General features: G+C 41.7%; 25 protein-coding genes. All 25 read left to right on the top strand.

Going from position 1 to position 13785, the window contains the following annotated elements; genetic code table 11:
• Nucleotides 1-22: 22 nt before the first annotated feature.
• Nucleotides 23-2230, top strand: a complete 2208-nt coding sequence (nrdD, locus tag N8M20_RS01025; protein WP_261078741.1) for an anaerobic ribonucleoside-triphosphate reductase — start codon at nt 23-25, stop codon at nt 2228-2230.
• Nucleotides 2231-2241: 11 nt separating this feature from the next.
• Complete coding sequence (locus tag N8M20_RS01020; RefSeq protein WP_261078739.1) at nt 2242-2394, top strand: hypothetical protein; 153 nt, start codon at nt 2242-2244, stop codon at nt 2392-2394.
• 181 nt (nt 2395-2575) lie between these two features.
• The gene (locus N8M20_RS01015) at nt 2576-3082 is read left to right on the top strand and encodes a GNAT family N-acetyltransferase (protein ID WP_261078735.1); all 507 of its coding nucleotides are present in this window, start codon (nt 2576-2578) and stop codon (nt 3080-3082) included.
• On the top strand, nt 3075-3665 hold the full coding sequence (gene nrdG, locus N8M20_RS01010; protein WP_060805947.1) for an anaerobic ribonucleoside-triphosphate reductase activating protein: 591 nt from the start codon (nt 3075-3077) through the stop codon (nt 3663-3665). Before N8M20_RS01015 ends, nrdG begins: the two co-directional genes overlap by 8 nt.
• Before the next feature lie 254 nt (nt 3666-3919).
• The gene (gene rpsJ / locus N8M20_RS01005; RefSeq protein WP_001284513.1) at nt 3920-4228 is read left to right on the top strand and encodes a 30S ribosomal protein S10; all 309 of its coding nucleotides are present in this window, start codon (nt 3920-3922) and stop codon (nt 4226-4228) included.
• A gap of 82 nt (nt 4229-4310) precedes the next feature.
• On the top strand, nt 4311-4937 hold the full coding sequence (rplC, locus tag N8M20_RS01000; RefSeq protein ID WP_000160197.1) for a 50S ribosomal protein L3: 627 nt from the start codon (nt 4311-4313) through the stop codon (nt 4935-4937).
• 24 nt (nt 4938-4961) lie between these two features.
• Nucleotides 4962-5585, top strand: a complete 624-nt coding sequence (gene rplD, locus N8M20_RS00995; RefSeq protein ID WP_000024549.1) for a 50S ribosomal protein L4 — start codon at nt 4962-4964, stop codon at nt 5583-5585.
• The gene (locus N8M20_RS00990; RefSeq protein ID WP_001055347.1) at nt 5585-5881 is read left to right on the top strand and encodes a 50S ribosomal protein L23; all 297 of its coding nucleotides are present in this window, start codon (nt 5585-5587) and stop codon (nt 5879-5881) included. The genes rplD and N8M20_RS00990 overlap by 1 nt, the downstream gene beginning before the upstream one ends.
• A 17-nt stretch (nt 5882-5898) precedes the next feature.
• A complete protein-coding gene (gene rplB, locus N8M20_RS00985) occupies nt 5899-6732 on the top strand; it encodes a 50S ribosomal protein L2 (protein WP_000512911.1) in 834 nt (277 codons plus the stop codon).
• Between the two features lie 103 nt (nt 6733-6835).
• On the top strand, nt 6836-7117 hold the full coding sequence (gene rpsS / locus N8M20_RS00980; RefSeq protein ID WP_000533766.1) for a 30S ribosomal protein S19: 282 nt from the start codon (nt 6836-6838) through the stop codon (nt 7115-7117).
• 11 nt (nt 7118-7128) lie between these two features.
• Nucleotides 7129-7473: a 50S ribosomal protein L22 gene (gene rplV / locus N8M20_RS00975; protein ID WP_000818137.1), complete on the top strand. Its 345-nt coding sequence runs from the start codon at nt 7129-7131 to the stop codon at nt 7471-7473.
• Between the two features lie 12 nt (nt 7474-7485).
• Nucleotides 7486-8139 (top strand): 30S ribosomal protein S3, encoded by a 654-nt coding sequence (gene rpsC, locus N8M20_RS00970; protein ID WP_000529936.1) that lies wholly within the window; start codon nt 7486-7488, stop codon nt 8137-8139.
• Nucleotides 8140-8142: 3 nt separating this feature from the next.
• Nucleotides 8143-8556, top strand: coding sequence for a 50S ribosomal protein L16 (gene rplP, locus N8M20_RS00965; RefSeq protein WP_000960946.1), 414 nt, complete (start codon nt 8143-8145; stop codon nt 8554-8556).
• A gap of 9 nt (nt 8557-8565) precedes the next feature.
• On the top strand, nt 8566-8772 hold the full coding sequence (rpmC, locus tag N8M20_RS00960; protein WP_000772918.1) for a 50S ribosomal protein L29: 207 nt from the start codon (nt 8566-8568) through the stop codon (nt 8770-8772).
• Nucleotides 8773-8796: 24 nt separating this feature from the next.
• A complete protein-coding gene (gene rpsQ, locus N8M20_RS00955) occupies nt 8797-9057 on the top strand; it encodes a 30S ribosomal protein S17 (protein ID WP_000440801.1) in 261 nt (86 codons plus the stop codon).
• 25 nt (nt 9058-9082) lie between these two features.
• Nucleotides 9083-9451, top strand: coding sequence for a 50S ribosomal protein L14 (rplN, locus tag N8M20_RS00950; RefSeq protein WP_000616545.1), 369 nt, complete (start codon nt 9083-9085; stop codon nt 9449-9451).
• Between the two features lie 78 nt (nt 9452-9529).
• Entirely contained in the window at nt 9530-9835 is a 306-nt protein-coding gene (rplX, locus tag N8M20_RS00945) for a 50S ribosomal protein L24 (RefSeq protein ID WP_000497691.1), read from the top strand.
• 23 nt (nt 9836-9858) lie between these two features.
• The gene (gene rplE / locus N8M20_RS00940) at nt 9859-10401 is read left to right on the top strand and encodes a 50S ribosomal protein L5 (protein ID WP_000013542.1); all 543 of its coding nucleotides are present in this window, start codon (nt 9859-9861) and stop codon (nt 10399-10401) included.
• Nucleotides 10402-10418: 17 nt separating this feature from the next.
• Nucleotides 10419-10604 carry a type Z 30S ribosomal protein S14 gene (locus N8M20_RS00935; RefSeq protein ID WP_001085697.1) on the top strand — a complete coding sequence of 62 codons (186 nt, stop codon included), beginning with the start codon at nt 10419-10421 and terminating at the stop codon, nt 10602-10604.
• Nucleotides 10605-10888: 284 nt separating this feature from the next.
• Nucleotides 10889-11287: a 30S ribosomal protein S8 gene (gene rpsH / locus N8M20_RS00930; protein ID WP_000245504.1), complete on the top strand. Its 399-nt coding sequence runs from the start codon at nt 10889-10891 to the stop codon at nt 11285-11287.
• Nucleotides 11288-11512: 225 nt separating this feature from the next.
• Nucleotides 11513-12049, top strand: a complete 537-nt coding sequence (gene rplF / locus N8M20_RS00925; protein ID WP_000086626.1) for a 50S ribosomal protein L6 — start codon at nt 11513-11515, stop codon at nt 12047-12049.
• Nucleotides 12050-12132: 83 nt separating this feature from the next.
• Entirely contained in the window at nt 12133-12489 is a 357-nt protein-coding gene (rplR, locus tag N8M20_RS00920; RefSeq protein ID WP_000624044.1) for a 50S ribosomal protein L18, read from the top strand.
• A 17-nt stretch (nt 12490-12506) separates the two neighbouring features.
• Complete coding sequence (gene rpsE, locus N8M20_RS00915; protein WP_000874202.1) at nt 12507-13001, top strand: 30S ribosomal protein S5; 495 nt, start codon at nt 12507-12509, stop codon at nt 12999-13001.
• 13 nt (nt 13002-13014) lie between these two features.
• Nucleotides 13015-13197 carry a 50S ribosomal protein L30 gene (gene rpmD, locus N8M20_RS00910; RefSeq protein ID WP_000057241.1) on the top strand — a complete coding sequence of 61 codons (183 nt, stop codon included), beginning with the start codon at nt 13015-13017 and terminating at the stop codon, nt 13195-13197.
• A gap of 144 nt (nt 13198-13341) precedes the next feature.
• A complete protein-coding gene (gene rplO, locus N8M20_RS00905; protein WP_000766090.1) occupies nt 13342-13782 on the top strand; it encodes a 50S ribosomal protein L15 in 441 nt (146 codons plus the stop codon).
• Nucleotides 13783-13785 lie beyond the last annotated feature (3 nt).

The raw sequence follows: 13785 nt of genomic DNA, 5'->3' as shown, positions 1-13785 counted from the left end.
CATTTTAGAAAAGAGCATGCATATGATTGCACTAGAAGAAAAAATTACAATTTTGCCAACTCTCTTCGTCGAGAAACGAGATGGGAGACGTGTTGTATTTGATGTGGACAAGATTGACAAGGCTCTCCACAAGGCGGCTGACAAGGTTATGGATGTGACACCCTTGGTTGAAAAGCGCCTAAATGCTCTGACCGAGCGAATTGTCACAGAAATTCATAGTCGCTTTCCACAGGGGGTTAAGATTTACGAAATTCAAAATATCGTAGAACATGAACTGCTTGAAGCCAAAGAATATGCGCTAGCTGAGGAGTATATTACTTATCGAACGCAGAGGGATTTTGAGCGCTCAAAAGCGACAGATATTAACTTTAGTATCCATAAGCTTCTAAATAAAGATCAGGCAGTTGTCAATGAAAATGCTAATAAAGACAGCGATGTCTTCAATACCCAGCGTGATTTGACAGCAGGGATTGTTGGGAAATCAATCGGACTGCAAATGCTTCCTAAGCACGTAGCCAATGCCCACCAAAAAGGGGATATCCACTATCACGATTTGGACTACAGTCCCTATACACCTATGACCAACTGCTGTTTGATTGATTTTAAAGGTATGTTGGAAAATGGTTTTAAGATTGGAAATGCGGAGGTAGAGAGTCCCAAGTCTATCCAGACTGCGACAGCTCAGATTTCCCAAATCATTGCCAACGTTGCATCAAGTCAGTATGGAGGCTGTTCAGCTGACCGTATCGATGAAGTCTTGGCGCCGTACGCAGAGAAGAATTACCAAAAACATCTCAAAGATGCAGAAGAGTGGGTTTTGCCTGACAAACGGGAAGATTACGCTTGGAAGAAAACACAAAAAGACATCTACGATGCCATGCAATCTCTTGAGTATGAAATCAATACTCTCTTCACTTCAAATGGTCAAACACCTTTTACTTCACTAGGTTTTGGTCTGGGAACTAGTCGTTTTGAACGGGAAATTCAAAAAGCTATCTTGACCATTCGGATCAAGGGGCTTGGTTCAGAACATCGAACAGCTATCTTCCCAAAACTTATCTTCACGCTTAAAAGAGGTCTTAACTTGGAAGAAGGGACTCCCAACTATGACATCAAACAGTTGGCCCTCGAGTGCGCAACCAAACGGATGTATCCAGATGTCTTATCTTATGATAAGATTGTTGACTTGACTGGTTCTTTCAAGGTACCTATGGGCTGCCGTTCTTTCCTTCAAGGATGGAAAGACGAGAATGGTGTAGAAGTCAATTCAGGTCGTATGAACCTGGGTGTTGTGACAGTTAACCTACCTCGTATTGCTCTTGAGTCCGAAGGTGATATGAATAAGTTCTGGGAAATCTTCAACGAGCGGATGAATATCGCTGAAGATGCTCTTGTTTATCGTGTCGAACGCACTAAAGAGGCGACACCAGCCAATGCTCCTATCCTTTATCAGTACGGTGCTTTTGGTCATCGTCTAGGTAAAGAAGAAAGTGTTGACCAGCTCTTTAAGAATCGTCGTGCCACAGTTTCGCTAGGCTATATCGGTTTGTATGAAGTAGCGACTGTTTTCTTTGGTAATAGCTGGGAAAGCAATCCAGATGCTAAGGAATTCACGCTAGACATCATTCGCGATATGAAACGCCGTGTAGAAGAGTGGTCTGACCAATATGGCTACCATTTCTCTATCTACTCAACACCGTCTGAAAGTTTGACAGACCGTTTCTGCCGACTAGATACAGAGAAATTCGGCTCTATTCCTGATATTACAGATAAGGAATACTACACCAATTCTTTCCATTACGATGTTCGTAAAAATCCAACACCGTTTGAAAAATTAGACTTTGAAAAGGTCTATCCAGAAGCAGGTGCGTCAGGTGGTTTCATCCATTATTGTGAGTATCCAGTCCTTCAGCAGAATCCTAAAGCTTTGGAAGCTGTCTGGGATTATGCCTATGACCGTGTGGGTTATCTGGGGACTAATACTCCAATTGACCGTTGCTATAAGTGTGACTTTGAAGGGGATTTTGAACCAACTGAAAGAGGATTTGCTTGTCCAAACTGTGGCAATAACGACCCTAAAACAGTAGACGTTGTTAAACGGACTTGTGGCTACCTAGGTAATCCTCAAGCGCGTCCGATGGTTAATGGACGTCACAAGGAAATCGCTGCGCGTGTCAAACACATGAATGGCTCAACGATTAAAACAGCTGGTCACCAAGTAACCAATTAGAAAGAAATGAAATGGGAAAATATCAATTAGACGATAAGGGGCGTGCACAAGTGACCCGTTATCACGAGAAACACTCTAAAGGTGGAGATGGTAAGAAAGAACGTTTGCTCAACCTCAAAGAACAATTTTTAAACAAGAATAAGAAAAAAAGTGATACTCAATGAAAATCAAAGAGCAAACTAGGAAGCTAGCCGCAGGTTGCTCAAAGCACTGCTTTGAGGTTGTAGATAAGACTGACGAAGTCAGTTACATATATCTACGGTAAGGCGACGCTGACGTGGTTTGAATTTGATTTTCGAAGAGTATGAGAGTCAGCTCTCGCTTTTCTCATAGTGGGAGGTAAGGATGGAACTACGCAGACCAAGATTAACAGATAAAGAAACAGTTTTAGAGATGATGGCAGAGTTTGAAAAGAACCAATCAGCCCATGATGGAGGATTTTGGGATACAGAGAACTTTGTGTATGAAGAGTGGTTGGAAACAAATATGCAAAAAGAGATGGGAATAAACTTGCCTGAAAATCGTGTTCCTTCTATTCAATTTGTATCATTTGATGATGTAGGTCGTGCTCTAGGATTTTTGAATCTGCGATTGAGACTGAGTGAGGGTTTACTGAATTATGCTGGCCACATTGGCTACTCCATTCGTCCATCAGAAAGAGGCAAGGGTTATGCTAAGGAAACTCTCCGTCAGGGCTTGCAAGTTGCTAAGGAAAAGAACATCAAGAGAACTCTTGTGACCTGTAGCGTGAATAATCCTGCTAGCAGAGCAGTTATTTTAGCAAATGGTGGGCTCCTTGAGGATGTTCGTAATGGAGTCGAGCGTTATTGGATAGAGGTAGCGAATGAATAATCCAAAACCACAAGAATGGAAAAGCGAGGAGCTCAGTCAAGGTCGCATTATTGATTACAAGGCCTTCAACTTTGTTGATGGCGAAGGCGTGCGTAACTCTCTCTATGTATCAGGCTGCATGTTTCACTGCGAGGGATGTTATAATGTTGCGACTTGGTCTTTCAATGCTGGCATTCCCTATACAGCAGAATTAGAAGAACAAATCATGGCAGACCTTGCCCAGCCCTATGTTCAAGGATTGACCTTGCTGGGAGGGGAGCCCTTCCTCAATACGGGCATTCTCTTACCTCTCGTTAAGCGCATTCGGAAGGAATTGCCAGAAAAAGACATCTGGTCCTGGACGGGCTATACATGGGAAGAAATGATGTTGGAAACTCCAGATAAACTGGAACTCTTATCCCTGATTGACATCCTTGTCGATGGACGATACGATCGAACTAAGAGGAATCTTATGCTCCAGTTTCGAGGTTCGTCCAATCAACGCATTATCGATGTGCAAAAATCACTCAAAAGTGGGCAAGTAGTGATTTGGGACAAGCTCAATGATGGAAAAGAAAGCTATGAACAGGTGAAGAGAGAGTAACTTTCTTCTATAAAGTACTTAAATAAATGACCTGCCAAAAAAGAAAACAGTTTCATTGTAAAAAAAACGAAAAAACAGCAACAAATCCCTTGCAATCGCAGGGGTTTTGTGTTATTCTATTATGGTGCTGTAAATTACAGCCTTAGCTTTGATGCAAGAGGTTGCGACACGCTCGGTTGCATTGCCACGCAACGCCGCGTCGGTTTTCTTGTGGAGCTAGCCTATTATCTTAAATAGACGAAAAGGAGAAAAAGATGGCAAACAAAAAAATCCGTATCCGTTTGAAAGCTTACGAACACCGTACGCTTGACACAGCGGCTGCAAAAATCGTAGAATCAGCTACTCGTACAGGTGCACAAGTTGCGGGTCCAATCCCACTTCCAACTGAACGTAGCCTCTACACAATCATTCGTGCGACTCACAAATACAAAGACTCTCGCGAACAATTTGAAATGCGTACACACAAACGTTTGATCGATATCGTTAACCCAACTCAAAAAACAGTTGATGCCTTGATGAAATTGGATCTTCCAAGTGGTGTAAACGTAGAAATCAAACTTTAATCTAAAGCTTGATACCTTGAGCATAAAAAACGCTCGTTAAAAACTTTTTGAATAAAAAATATAGAAAAGGAACTATTTTCTCATGACAAAAGGAATCTTAGGGAAAAAAGTGGGAATGACTCAAATCTTCACTGAAGCTGGCGAATTGATCCCTGTAACAGTTATTGAAGCAACTCCAAACGTTGTTCTTCAAGTTAAAACTGTTGAAACAGACGGATACAACGCTATCCAAGTTGGTTTCGATGACAAACGCGAAGTATTGAGCAACAAACCTGCTAAAGGACATGTAGCGAAAGCTAACACGGCTCCTAAGCGCTTCATTCGTGAATTCAAAAACGTTGAAGGCTTGGAAGTTGGTGCTGAAATCACAGTTGAAACATTCGCAGCTGGAGACGTTGTTGACGTAACTGGTACTTCTAAAGGTAAAGGTTTCCAAGGTGTTATCAAACGCCACGGACAATCACGTGGACCAATGGCTCACGGTTCTCGTTACCACCGTCGTCCAGGTTCAATGGGACCTGTTGCACCTAACCGCGTATTCAAAGGTAAAAACCTTGCAGGACGTATGGGTGGCGACCGCGTAACAATTCAAAACCTTGAAGTTGTACAAGTTGTTCCAGAAAAGAACGTTATCCTTATCAAAGGTAACGTACCAGGTGCTAAGAAATCTCTTATCACTATCAAATCAGCAGTTAAAGCTGGTAAATAATAAGGAAAGGGGAATACAGTCAAAATGGCAAATGTAACATTATTCGACCAAACTGGTAAACAAGCTGGCGAAGTTGTTCTTAACGATGCAATCTTTGGTATCGAACCAAACCAATCTGTTGTGTTTGATGTGATCATCAGCCAACGTGCTAGCCTTCGTCAAGGAACTCACGCAGTTAAAAACCGCTCAGCTGTTTCAGGTGGCGGACGCAAACCATGGCGTCAAAAAGGAACTGGACGTGCTCGTCAAGGTTCTATCCGCTCTCCACAATGGCGTGGTGGTGGAATCGTCTTCGGACCAACTCCACGTAGCTATGCGTACAAACTTCCTCAAAAAGTTCGTCGCCTTGCGCTTAAATCTGTTTACTCAGAAAAAGTTGCTGAAAATAAATTTGTAGCCGTTGATTCTCTTGAATTTACAGCTCCAAAAACTGCTGAATTTGCAAAAGTTCTTGCAGCTTTGAGCATCGATTCTAAAGTCCTTGTTATTCTTGAAGAAGGAAACGAATTCGCAGCTCTTTCAGCTCGTAACCTTCCAAACGTGAAAGTTGCGACTGCTACAACTGCAAGTGTTCTTGACATCGCAAATAGTGACAAACTTCTTGTTACTCAAGCAGCTATCTCTAAAATCGAGGAGGTTCTTGCATAATGAATTTGTATGATGTTATCAAAAAACCTGTCATCACTGAAAGCTCAATGGCTCAACTTGAAGCAGGAAAATATGTATTTGAAGTTGACACTCGTGCACACAAACTTTTGATTAAGCAAGCTGTTGAAGCTGCTTTCGAAGGTGTTAAAGTTGCTAATGTTAACACAATCAACGTAAAACCAAAAGCTAAACGTGTTGGACGTTACACTGGTTTTACTAACAAAACTAAAAAAGCTATCATCACACTTACAGCTGATTCTAAAGCAATCGAGTTGTTTGCTGCTGAAGCTGAATAATCTAAGGAGGAAATATCGTGGGAATTCGTGTTTATAAACCAACAACAAACGGTCGCCGTAATATGACTTCTTTGGATTTCGCTGAAATCACAACAAGCACTCCTGAAAAATCATTGCTTGTTGCATTGAAGAGCAAGGCTGGTCGTAACAACAACGGTCGTATCACAGTTCGTCACCAAGGTGGTGGACACAAACGTTTCTACCGTTTGGTTGACTTCAAACGTAACAAAGACAACGTTGAAGCAGTTGTTAAAACAATCGAGTACGATCCAAACCGTTCTGCAAACATCGCTCTTGTACACTACACTGACGGTGTGAAAGCATACATCATCGCTCCAAAAGGTCTTGAAGTTGGTCAACGTATCGTTTCAGGTCCAGAAGCAGATATCAAAGTCGGAAACGCTCTTCCACTTGCTAACATCCCAGTTGGTACTTTGATCCACAACATCGAGTTGAAACCAGGTCGTGGTGGTGAATTGGTACGTGCTGCTGGTGCATCTGCTCAAGTATTGGGTTCTGAAGGTAAATACGTTCTTGTTCGTCTTCAATCAGGTGAAGTTCGTATGATTCTTGGAACTTGCCGTGCTACAGTTGGTGTTGTCGGAAACGAACAACATGGACTTGTAAACCTTGGTAAAGCAGGACGTAGCCGTTGGAAAGGTATCCGCCCAACAGTTCGTGGTTCTGTAATGAACCCTAACGATCACCCACACGGTGGTGGTGAAGGTAAAGCACCAGTTGGTCGTAAAGCACCATCTACTCCATGGGGCAAACCTGCTCTTGGTCTTAAAACTCGTAACAAGAAAGCGAAATCTGACAAACTTATCGTTCGTCGTCGCAACGAGAAATAATATTAAACTAGTCGCTTAAGCAACTAGTAAATCCGCCAGCTCGGTAGCGCTCCATGTGAGCGCAAGCCGCTGTGGTACAACATTTAAAGGAGAAAATAAAAAAATGGGACGCAGTCTTAAAAAAGGACCTTTCGTCGATGAGCATTTGATGAAAAAAGTTGAAGCTCAAGCTAACGACGAAAAGAAAAAAGTTATTAAAACTTGGTCACGTCGTTCAACGATCTTCCCAAGTTTCATTGGTTACACTATCGCAGTTTATGACGGACGTAAACACGTACCTGTTTACATCCAAGAAGACATGGTAGGTCACAAACTTGGTGAATTTGCACCAACTCGTACTTACAAAGGTCACGCTGCAGACGACAAGAAAACACGTAGAAAATAAGGAGAACATAAATGGCAGAAATTACTTCAGCTAAAGCAATGGCTCGTACAGTACGTGTTTCACCTCGTAAATCACGTCTTGTTCTTGATAACATCCGTGGTAAAAGCGTAGCCGATGCAATCGCAATCTTGACATTCACTCCAAACAAAGCTGCTGAAATCATCTTGAAAGTTTTGAACTCAGCTGTAGCTAACGCTGAAAACAACTTTGGTTTGGATAAAGCTAACTTGGTAGTATCTGAAGCATTCGCAAACGAAGGACCAACTATGAAACGTTTCCGTCCACGTGCGAAAGGTTCAGCTTCACCAATCAACAAACGTACAGCTCACATCACTGTAGCTGTTGCAGAAAAATAAGGAGGTAAAATCGTGGGTCAAAAAGTACATCCAATTGGTATGCGTGTCGGCATCATCCGTGATTGGGATGCCAAATGGTATGCTGAAAAAGAATACGCGGATTACCTTCATGAAGATCTTGCAATCCGTAAATTCGTTCAAAAAGAACTTGCTGACGCAGCAGTTTCAACTATCGAAATCGAACGCGCAGTAAACAAAGTTAACGTTTCACTTCACACTGCTAAACCAGGTATGGTTATCGGTAAAGGTGGTGCTAACGTTGATGCACTCCGTGCAAAACTTAACAAATTGACTGGAAAACAAGTACACATCAACATCATCGAAATCAAACAACCTGATTTGGATGCTCACCTTGTAGGTGAAGGAATTGCTCGTCAATTGGAGCAACGTGTTGCTTTCCGTCGTGCACAAAAACAAGCAATCCAACGTGCAATGCGTGCTGGAGCTAAAGGAATCAAAACTCAAGTATCAGGTCGTTTGAACGGTGCAGATATCGCCCGTGCTGAAGGATACTCTGAAGGAACTGTTCCACTTCACACACTTCGTGCAGATATCGATTACGCTTGGGAAGAAGCAGATACTACATACGGTAAACTTGGTGTTAAAGTATGGATCTACCGTGGTGAAGTTCTTCCAGCTCGCAAAAACACTAAAGGAGGTAAATAACCAATGTTAGTACCTAAACGTGTTAAACACCGTCGTGAATTCCGTGGAAAAATGCGCGGTGAAGCAAAAGGTGGAAAAGAAGTAGCATTCGGTGAATACGGTCTTCAAGCTACAACTAGCCACTGGATCACTAACCGCCAAATCGAAGCTGCTCGTATCGCCATGACTCGTTACATGAAACGTGGTGGTAAAGTTTGGATTAAAATCTTCCCACACAAATCATACACTGCTAAAGCTATCGGTGTGCGTATGGGATCTGGTAAAGGGGCACCTGAAGGTTGGGTAGCACCAGTTAAACGTGGTAAAGTGATGTTCGAAATTGCTGGTGTATCTGAAGAGATTGCACGCGAAGCGCTTCGTCTTGCTAGCCACAAATTGCCAGTTAAATGTAAATTCGTAAAACGTGAAGCAGAATAAGGAGAAGGCATGAAACTTAATGAAGTAAAAGAATTTGTTAAAGAACTTCGTGGTCTTTCTCAAGAAGAACTCGCGAAGCGCGAAAACGAATTGAAAAAAGAATTGTTTGAACTTCGTTTCCAAGCTGCTACTGGTCAATTGGAACAAACAGCTCGCTTAAAAGAAGTTAAAAAACAAATCGCTCGTATCAAAACAGTTCAATCTGAAGCGAAATAATAGACTAGGGAAGGAGAAATTTCAATGGAACGCAATAATCGTAAAGTTCTTGTTGGACGTGTTGTATCTGACAAAATGGACAAGACAATCACAGTTGTAGTTGAAACAAAACGTAACCACCCAGTCTATGGTAAACGTATTAACTACTCTAAAAAATACAAAGCTCATGATGAAAACAATGTTGCCAAAGAAGGCGATATCGTACGTATCATGGAAACTCGTCCGCTTTCAGCTACAAAACGTTTCCGTCTTGTAGAAGTTGTTGAAGAAGCGGTCATCATCTAATCAAACCTGAAAGGAGAAAACTGAAATGATTCAAACAGAAACTCGTTTGAAAGTCGCAGACAACAGCGGTGCTCGCGAAATCTTGACTATCAAAGTTCTTGGTGGTTCAGGACGTAAATTTGCAAACATCGGTGATGTTATCGTGGCATCTGTAAAACAAGCTACTCCTGGTGGTGCGGTTAAAAAAGGTGACGTTGTTAAAGCAGTTATCGTTCGTACTAAATCAGGTGCTCGTCGTGCTGATGGTTCATACATCAAATTTGACGAAAACGCAGCAGTTATCATCCGTGAAGACAAAACTCCTCGCGGAACACGTATCTTTGGCCCAGTTGCACGTGAATTGCGTGAAGGTGGCTTCATGAAGATCGTGTCACTTGCTCCAGAAGTACTTTAATTTTTAGAAACAAACTAGTCCCCTGGATTTACCTCCAGGGTGCCCTTATGGGCGTAAGAAAAATCAAGGAGAAACCTAATGTTTGTAAAAAAAGGCGACAAAGTTCGCGTAATCGCTGGTAAAGATAAGGGAACAGAAGCTGTTGTCCTTACTGCCCTTCCAAAAGTAAACAAAGTTATCGTTGAAGGTGTTAACATCGTTAAGAAACACCAACGTCCAACTAACGAGCTTCCTCAAGGTGGTATCATTGAGAAAGAAGCAGCTATCCACGTATCAAACGTTCAAGTTTTGGACAAAAATGGTGTAGCTGGTCGTGTTGGCTACAAATTTGTAGACGGTAAAAAAGTTCGCTACAACAAAAAATCAGGCGAAGTGCTTGATTAATCACGAAGGAAAGGAGAAGTATAATGGCAAATCGTTTAAAAGAAAAATATCTTAATGAAGTAGTTCCTGCTTTGACAGAACAATTCAACTACTCATCAGTGATGGCTGTGCCTAAAGTAGATAAGATCGTTTTGAACATGGGTGTTGGTGAAGCTGTATCAAACGCTAAAAGCCTTGAAAAAGCTGCTGAAGAATTGGCACTTATCTCAGGTCAAAAACCACTTATCACTAAAGCTAAAAAATCAATCGCCGGCTTCCGTCTTCGTGAAGGTGTTGCGATCGGTGCAAAAGTTACCCTTCGTGGTGAACGTATGTACGAATTCTTGGATAAATTGGTTTCAGTTTCACTTCCACGTGTACGTGACTTCCACGGTGTTCCAACAAAATCATTTGATGGACGCGGAAACTACACACTTGGTGTGAAAGAACAATTGATCTTCCCAGAAATCAACTTCGATGACGTTGACAAAACTCGTGGTCTTGACATCGTTATCGTAACAACTGCTAACACTGACGAAGAGTCACGTGCATTGCTTACAGGCCTTGGAATGCCTTTTGCAAAATAATATAGGAGGTAAATCTAATGGCTAAAAAATCAATGATTGCTAAGAACAAACGTCCAGCGAAGTTCTCTACTCAAGCTTATACTCGTTGTGAAAAATGTGGTCGTCCACATTCAGTTTACCGCAAATTTAAACTTTGCCGTGTTTGCTTCCGTGAATTAGCTTACAAAGGACAAATCCCTGGTGTAACAAAAGCATCTTGGTAATTTAAGATATCAAGGGCGTCAAAACTCTAAGTGAAAATAGGAAACTTGACGAAGAAACTGAAGTTTCTAGGAAAGTTTATCTTTTTCACACAGAGTTTAGCCCGGGTTCAGTTGGGCTTGCCAATTTGAACACGAGCTACAGCTTTGGCAAAAAAGACCAATTTTCTTTGGAGCATCGCTCCTACATCAAATTGCCTATTTTTGCTTTTGCTGTTACGCTCTTTGTATCATGTATTAACTAGCAAGTGCAACTTGCAAACTACTAGTAAGAGGAGAAAAACAAAATGGTTATGACTGACCCAATCGCAGACTTCCTAACTCGTATTCGTAACGCTAACCAAGCTAAACACGAAGTACTTGAAGTACCTGCATCAAACATCAAAAAAGGGATTGCTGAAATCCTTAAACGCGAAGGTTTTGTAAAAAACGTTGAAATCATCGAAGATGACAAACAAGGCATCATCCGTGTATTCCTTAAATACGGACCAAACGGTGAAAAAGTTATCACTAACTTGAAACGTGTTTCTAAACCAGGACTTCGTGTCTACAAAAAACGTGAAGACCTTCCAAAAGTTCTTAACGGACTTGGAATTGCTATCCTTTCAACTTCTGAAGGTTTGCTTACTGATAAAGAAGCGCGTCAAAAGAATGTTGGTGGAGAAGTTATCGCTTACGTTTGGTAATTGATGATGTGAGAGCGTTAAAAGAATGCAGTGAAAATAGGAAGTTTGTAGCAGGAGCGATGCTCCAAGACAAACTTATCTTTTTCACCAAATTCTTAGCTCGAACTCAAATCAAGATACAAAGCTCGTTAGAGTGTGTTCAGTTCAGCTCTTGAACTAAATAAGTATCTGAACCCCGTGAAAACTGGCCGTTCTGGCCTGACAATTTAACAGGAGAAAATAAACATGTCACGTATTGGTAATAAAGTTATCGTGTTGCCTGCTGGTGTTGAAATCACTAACAATGACAACGTTGTAACTGTAAAAGGACCTAAAGGAGAACTTACTCGTGAGTTCTCAAAAGATATTGAAATCCGTGTGGAAGGTACTGAAGTAACTCTTCACCGTCCAAACGATTCAAAAGAAATGAAAACTATCCACGGAACTACTCGTGCCCTTTTGAACAACATGGTTGTTGGTGTATCAGAAGGATTCAAGAAAGAACTTGAAATGCGCGGGGTTGGTTACCGTGCACAACTTCAAGGATCTAAACTTGTTTTGGCTGTTGGTAAATCTCATCCAGACGAAGTTGAAGCTCCAGAAGGAATTACTTTTGAACTTCCAAACCCAACAACAATCGTTGTTAGCGGAATTTCAAAAGAAGTAGTTGGTCAAACAGCTGCTTATGTACGTAGCCTTCGTTCACCAGAACCATATAAAGGTAAAGGTATCCGTTACGTTGGTGAATTCGTTCGCCGTAAAGAAGGTAAAACAGGTAAATAATGTTGAGTGGTTGATTCTCAACCACCAACCTATTTTCCAACTTTGTGCATAGCACACGATTTAAAACTAAAGAGGTGAAAACTGTGATTTCAAAACCAGATAAAAACAAACTCCGCCAAAAACGCCACCGTCGCGTTCGCGGAAAACTCTCTGGAACTGCTGATCGCCCACGTTTGAACGTATTCCGTTCTAATACAGGCATCTACGCTCAAGTGATTGATGACGTAGCGGGTGTAACGCTCGCAAGTGCTTCAACTCTTGACAAAGAAGTTTCAAAAGGAACTAAAACTGAACAAGCCGTTGCTGTCGGTAAACTCGTTGCAGAACGTGCAAACGCTAAAGGTATTTCAGAAGTGGTGTTCGACCGCGGTGGATATCTATATCACGGACGTGTGAAAGCTTTGGCTGATGCAGCTCGTGAAAACGGATTGAAATTCTAATAGGAGGACACTAGAAAATGGCATTTAAAGACAATGCAGTTGAATTAGAAGAACGCGTAGTTGCTGTCAACCGTGTTACAAAAGTTGTTAAAGGTGGACGTCGTCTTCGTTTCGCAGCTCTTGTTGTTGTTGGTGACCACAACGGTCGCGTAGGATTTGGTACTGGTAAAGCTCAAGAAGTTCCAGAAGCAATCCGTAAAGCAGTAGATGATGCTAAGAAAAACTTGATCGAAGTTCCTATGGTTGGAACAACAATCCCACACGAAGTTCTTTCAGAATTCGGTGGAGCTAAAGTATTGTTGAAACCTGCTGTAGAAGGTTCTGGAGTTGCCGCTGGTGGTGCAGTTCGTGCCGTTGTGGAATTGGCAGGTGTGGCTGATATTACATCTAAATCACTTGGTTCTAACACTCCAATCAACATTGTTCGTGCAACTGTTGAAGGTTTGAAACAATTGAAACGCGCTGAAGAAGTTGCTGCCCTTCGTGGTATTTCAGTTTCTGATTTGGCATAAGAAAGGGGATAAAATGGCTCAAATTAAAATTACTTTGACTAAGTCTCCAATCGGACGCATTCCATCACAACGTAAAACTGTTGTAGCACTTGGACTTGGCAAATTGAACAGCTCTGTTATTAAAGAAGATAACGCTGCTATCCGTGGTATGATCACTGCAGTATCTCATTTGGTAACAGTTGAAGAAGTAAACTAATGAATTTTTAGGGGATGTGCACTATACCATCCCCTAAAACTAGATATAGTCATCTATGATGACGTCGTATAGGCGAGTTGATGGGGGAGACAACCTTTTCTCCCTTATCGGCGCTAGCATTTTACAAAAGAGGAGAAAATAAAAATGAAACTTCATGAATTGAAACCTGCAGAAGGTTCTCGTAAAGTACGTAACCGCGTTGGTCGTGGTACTTCATCAGGTAACGGTAAAACATCTGGTCGTGGTCAAAAAGGTCAAAAAGCACGTAGCGGTGGTGGAGTTCGCCTTGGTTTTGAAGGTGGACAAACTCCATTGTTCCGTCGTCTTCCAAAACGTGGATTCACTAACATCAACGCTAAAGAATACGCAATTGTGAACCTTGACCAATTGAACGTCTTTGAAGATGGTGCTGAAGTTACTCCAGTTGTTCTTATCGAATCAGGAATTGTTAAAGCTGAAAAATCAGGTATTAAAATTCTTGGTAATGGTGAGTTGACTAAGAAATTGACTGTGAAAGCAGCTAAATTCTCTAAATCAGCTGAAGAAGCTATCACTGCTAAAGGTGGTTCAGTAGAAGTCATCTAAGAG

The organism is Streptococcus mitis, from assembly GCF_946190275.1.
Taxonomy (GTDB): Bacteria; Bacillota; Bacilli; order Lactobacillales; family Streptococcaceae; genus Streptococcus; species Streptococcus mitis_DC.
This window is presented reverse-complemented; position numbering and strand designations above follow the sequence as displayed.

What these genes read in the sequence shown, in the direction of transcription:
- nrdD (WP_261078741.1), top strand. Translation starts at nt 23, where the DNA reads ATGATTGCACTAGAAGAAAAAATTACAATTTTGCCAACTCTCTTCGTC.
- N8M20_RS01020 (WP_261078739.1), top strand. Translation starts at nt 2,242, where the DNA reads ATGGGAAAATATCAATTAGACGATAAGGGGCGTGCACAAGTGACCCGT.
- N8M20_RS01015 (WP_261078735.1), top strand. Translation starts at nt 2,576, where the DNA reads ATGGAACTACGCAGACCAAGATTAACAGATAAAGAAACAGTTTTAGAG.
- nrdG (WP_060805947.1), top strand. Translation starts at nt 3,075, where the DNA reads ATGAATAATCCAAAACCACAAGAATGGAAAAGCGAGGAGCTCAGTCAA.
- rpsJ (WP_001284513.1), top strand. Translation starts at nt 3,920, where the DNA reads ATGGCAAACAAAAAAATCCGTATCCGTTTGAAAGCTTACGAACACCGT.
- rplC (WP_000160197.1), top strand. Translation starts at nt 4,311, where the DNA reads ATGACAAAAGGAATCTTAGGGAAAAAAGTGGGAATGACTCAAATCTTC.
- rplD (WP_000024549.1), top strand. Translation starts at nt 4,962, where the DNA reads ATGGCAAATGTAACATTATTCGACCAAACTGGTAAACAAGCTGGCGAA.
- N8M20_RS00990 (WP_001055347.1), top strand. Translation starts at nt 5,585, where the DNA reads ATGAATTTGTATGATGTTATCAAAAAACCTGTCATCACTGAAAGCTCA.
- rpsS (WP_000533766.1), top strand. Translation starts at nt 6,836, where the DNA reads ATGGGACGCAGTCTTAAAAAAGGACCTTTCGTCGATGAGCATTTGATG.
- rplV (WP_000818137.1), top strand. Translation starts at nt 7,129, where the DNA reads ATGGCAGAAATTACTTCAGCTAAAGCAATGGCTCGTACAGTACGTGTT.
- rplP (WP_000960946.1), top strand. Translation starts at nt 8,143, where the DNA reads ATGTTAGTACCTAAACGTGTTAAACACCGTCGTGAATTCCGTGGAAAA.
- rpmC (WP_000772918.1), top strand. Translation starts at nt 8,566, where the DNA reads ATGAAACTTAATGAAGTAAAAGAATTTGTTAAAGAACTTCGTGGTCTT.
- rpsQ (WP_000440801.1), top strand. Translation starts at nt 8,797, where the DNA reads ATGGAACGCAATAATCGTAAAGTTCTTGTTGGACGTGTTGTATCTGAC.
- rplN (WP_000616545.1), top strand. Translation starts at nt 9,083, where the DNA reads ATGATTCAAACAGAAACTCGTTTGAAAGTCGCAGACAACAGCGGTGCT.
- rplX (WP_000497691.1), top strand. Translation starts at nt 9,530, where the DNA reads ATGTTTGTAAAAAAAGGCGACAAAGTTCGCGTAATCGCTGGTAAAGAT.
- rplE (WP_000013542.1), top strand. Translation starts at nt 9,859, where the DNA reads ATGGCAAATCGTTTAAAAGAAAAATATCTTAATGAAGTAGTTCCTGCT.
- N8M20_RS00935 (WP_001085697.1), top strand. Translation starts at nt 10,419, where the DNA reads ATGGCTAAAAAATCAATGATTGCTAAGAACAAACGTCCAGCGAAGTTC.
- rpsH (WP_000245504.1), top strand. Translation starts at nt 10,889, where the DNA reads ATGGTTATGACTGACCCAATCGCAGACTTCCTAACTCGTATTCGTAAC.
- rplF (WP_000086626.1), top strand. Translation starts at nt 11,513, where the DNA reads ATGTCACGTATTGGTAATAAAGTTATCGTGTTGCCTGCTGGTGTTGAA.
- rpsE (WP_000874202.1), top strand. Translation starts at nt 12,507, where the DNA reads ATGGCATTTAAAGACAATGCAGTTGAATTAGAAGAACGCGTAGTTGCT.
- rpmD (WP_000057241.1), top strand. Translation starts at nt 13,015, where the DNA reads ATGGCTCAAATTAAAATTACTTTGACTAAGTCTCCAATCGGACGCATT.
- rplO (WP_000766090.1), top strand. Translation starts at nt 13,342, where the DNA reads ATGAAACTTCATGAATTGAAACCTGCAGAAGGTTCTCGTAAAGTACGT.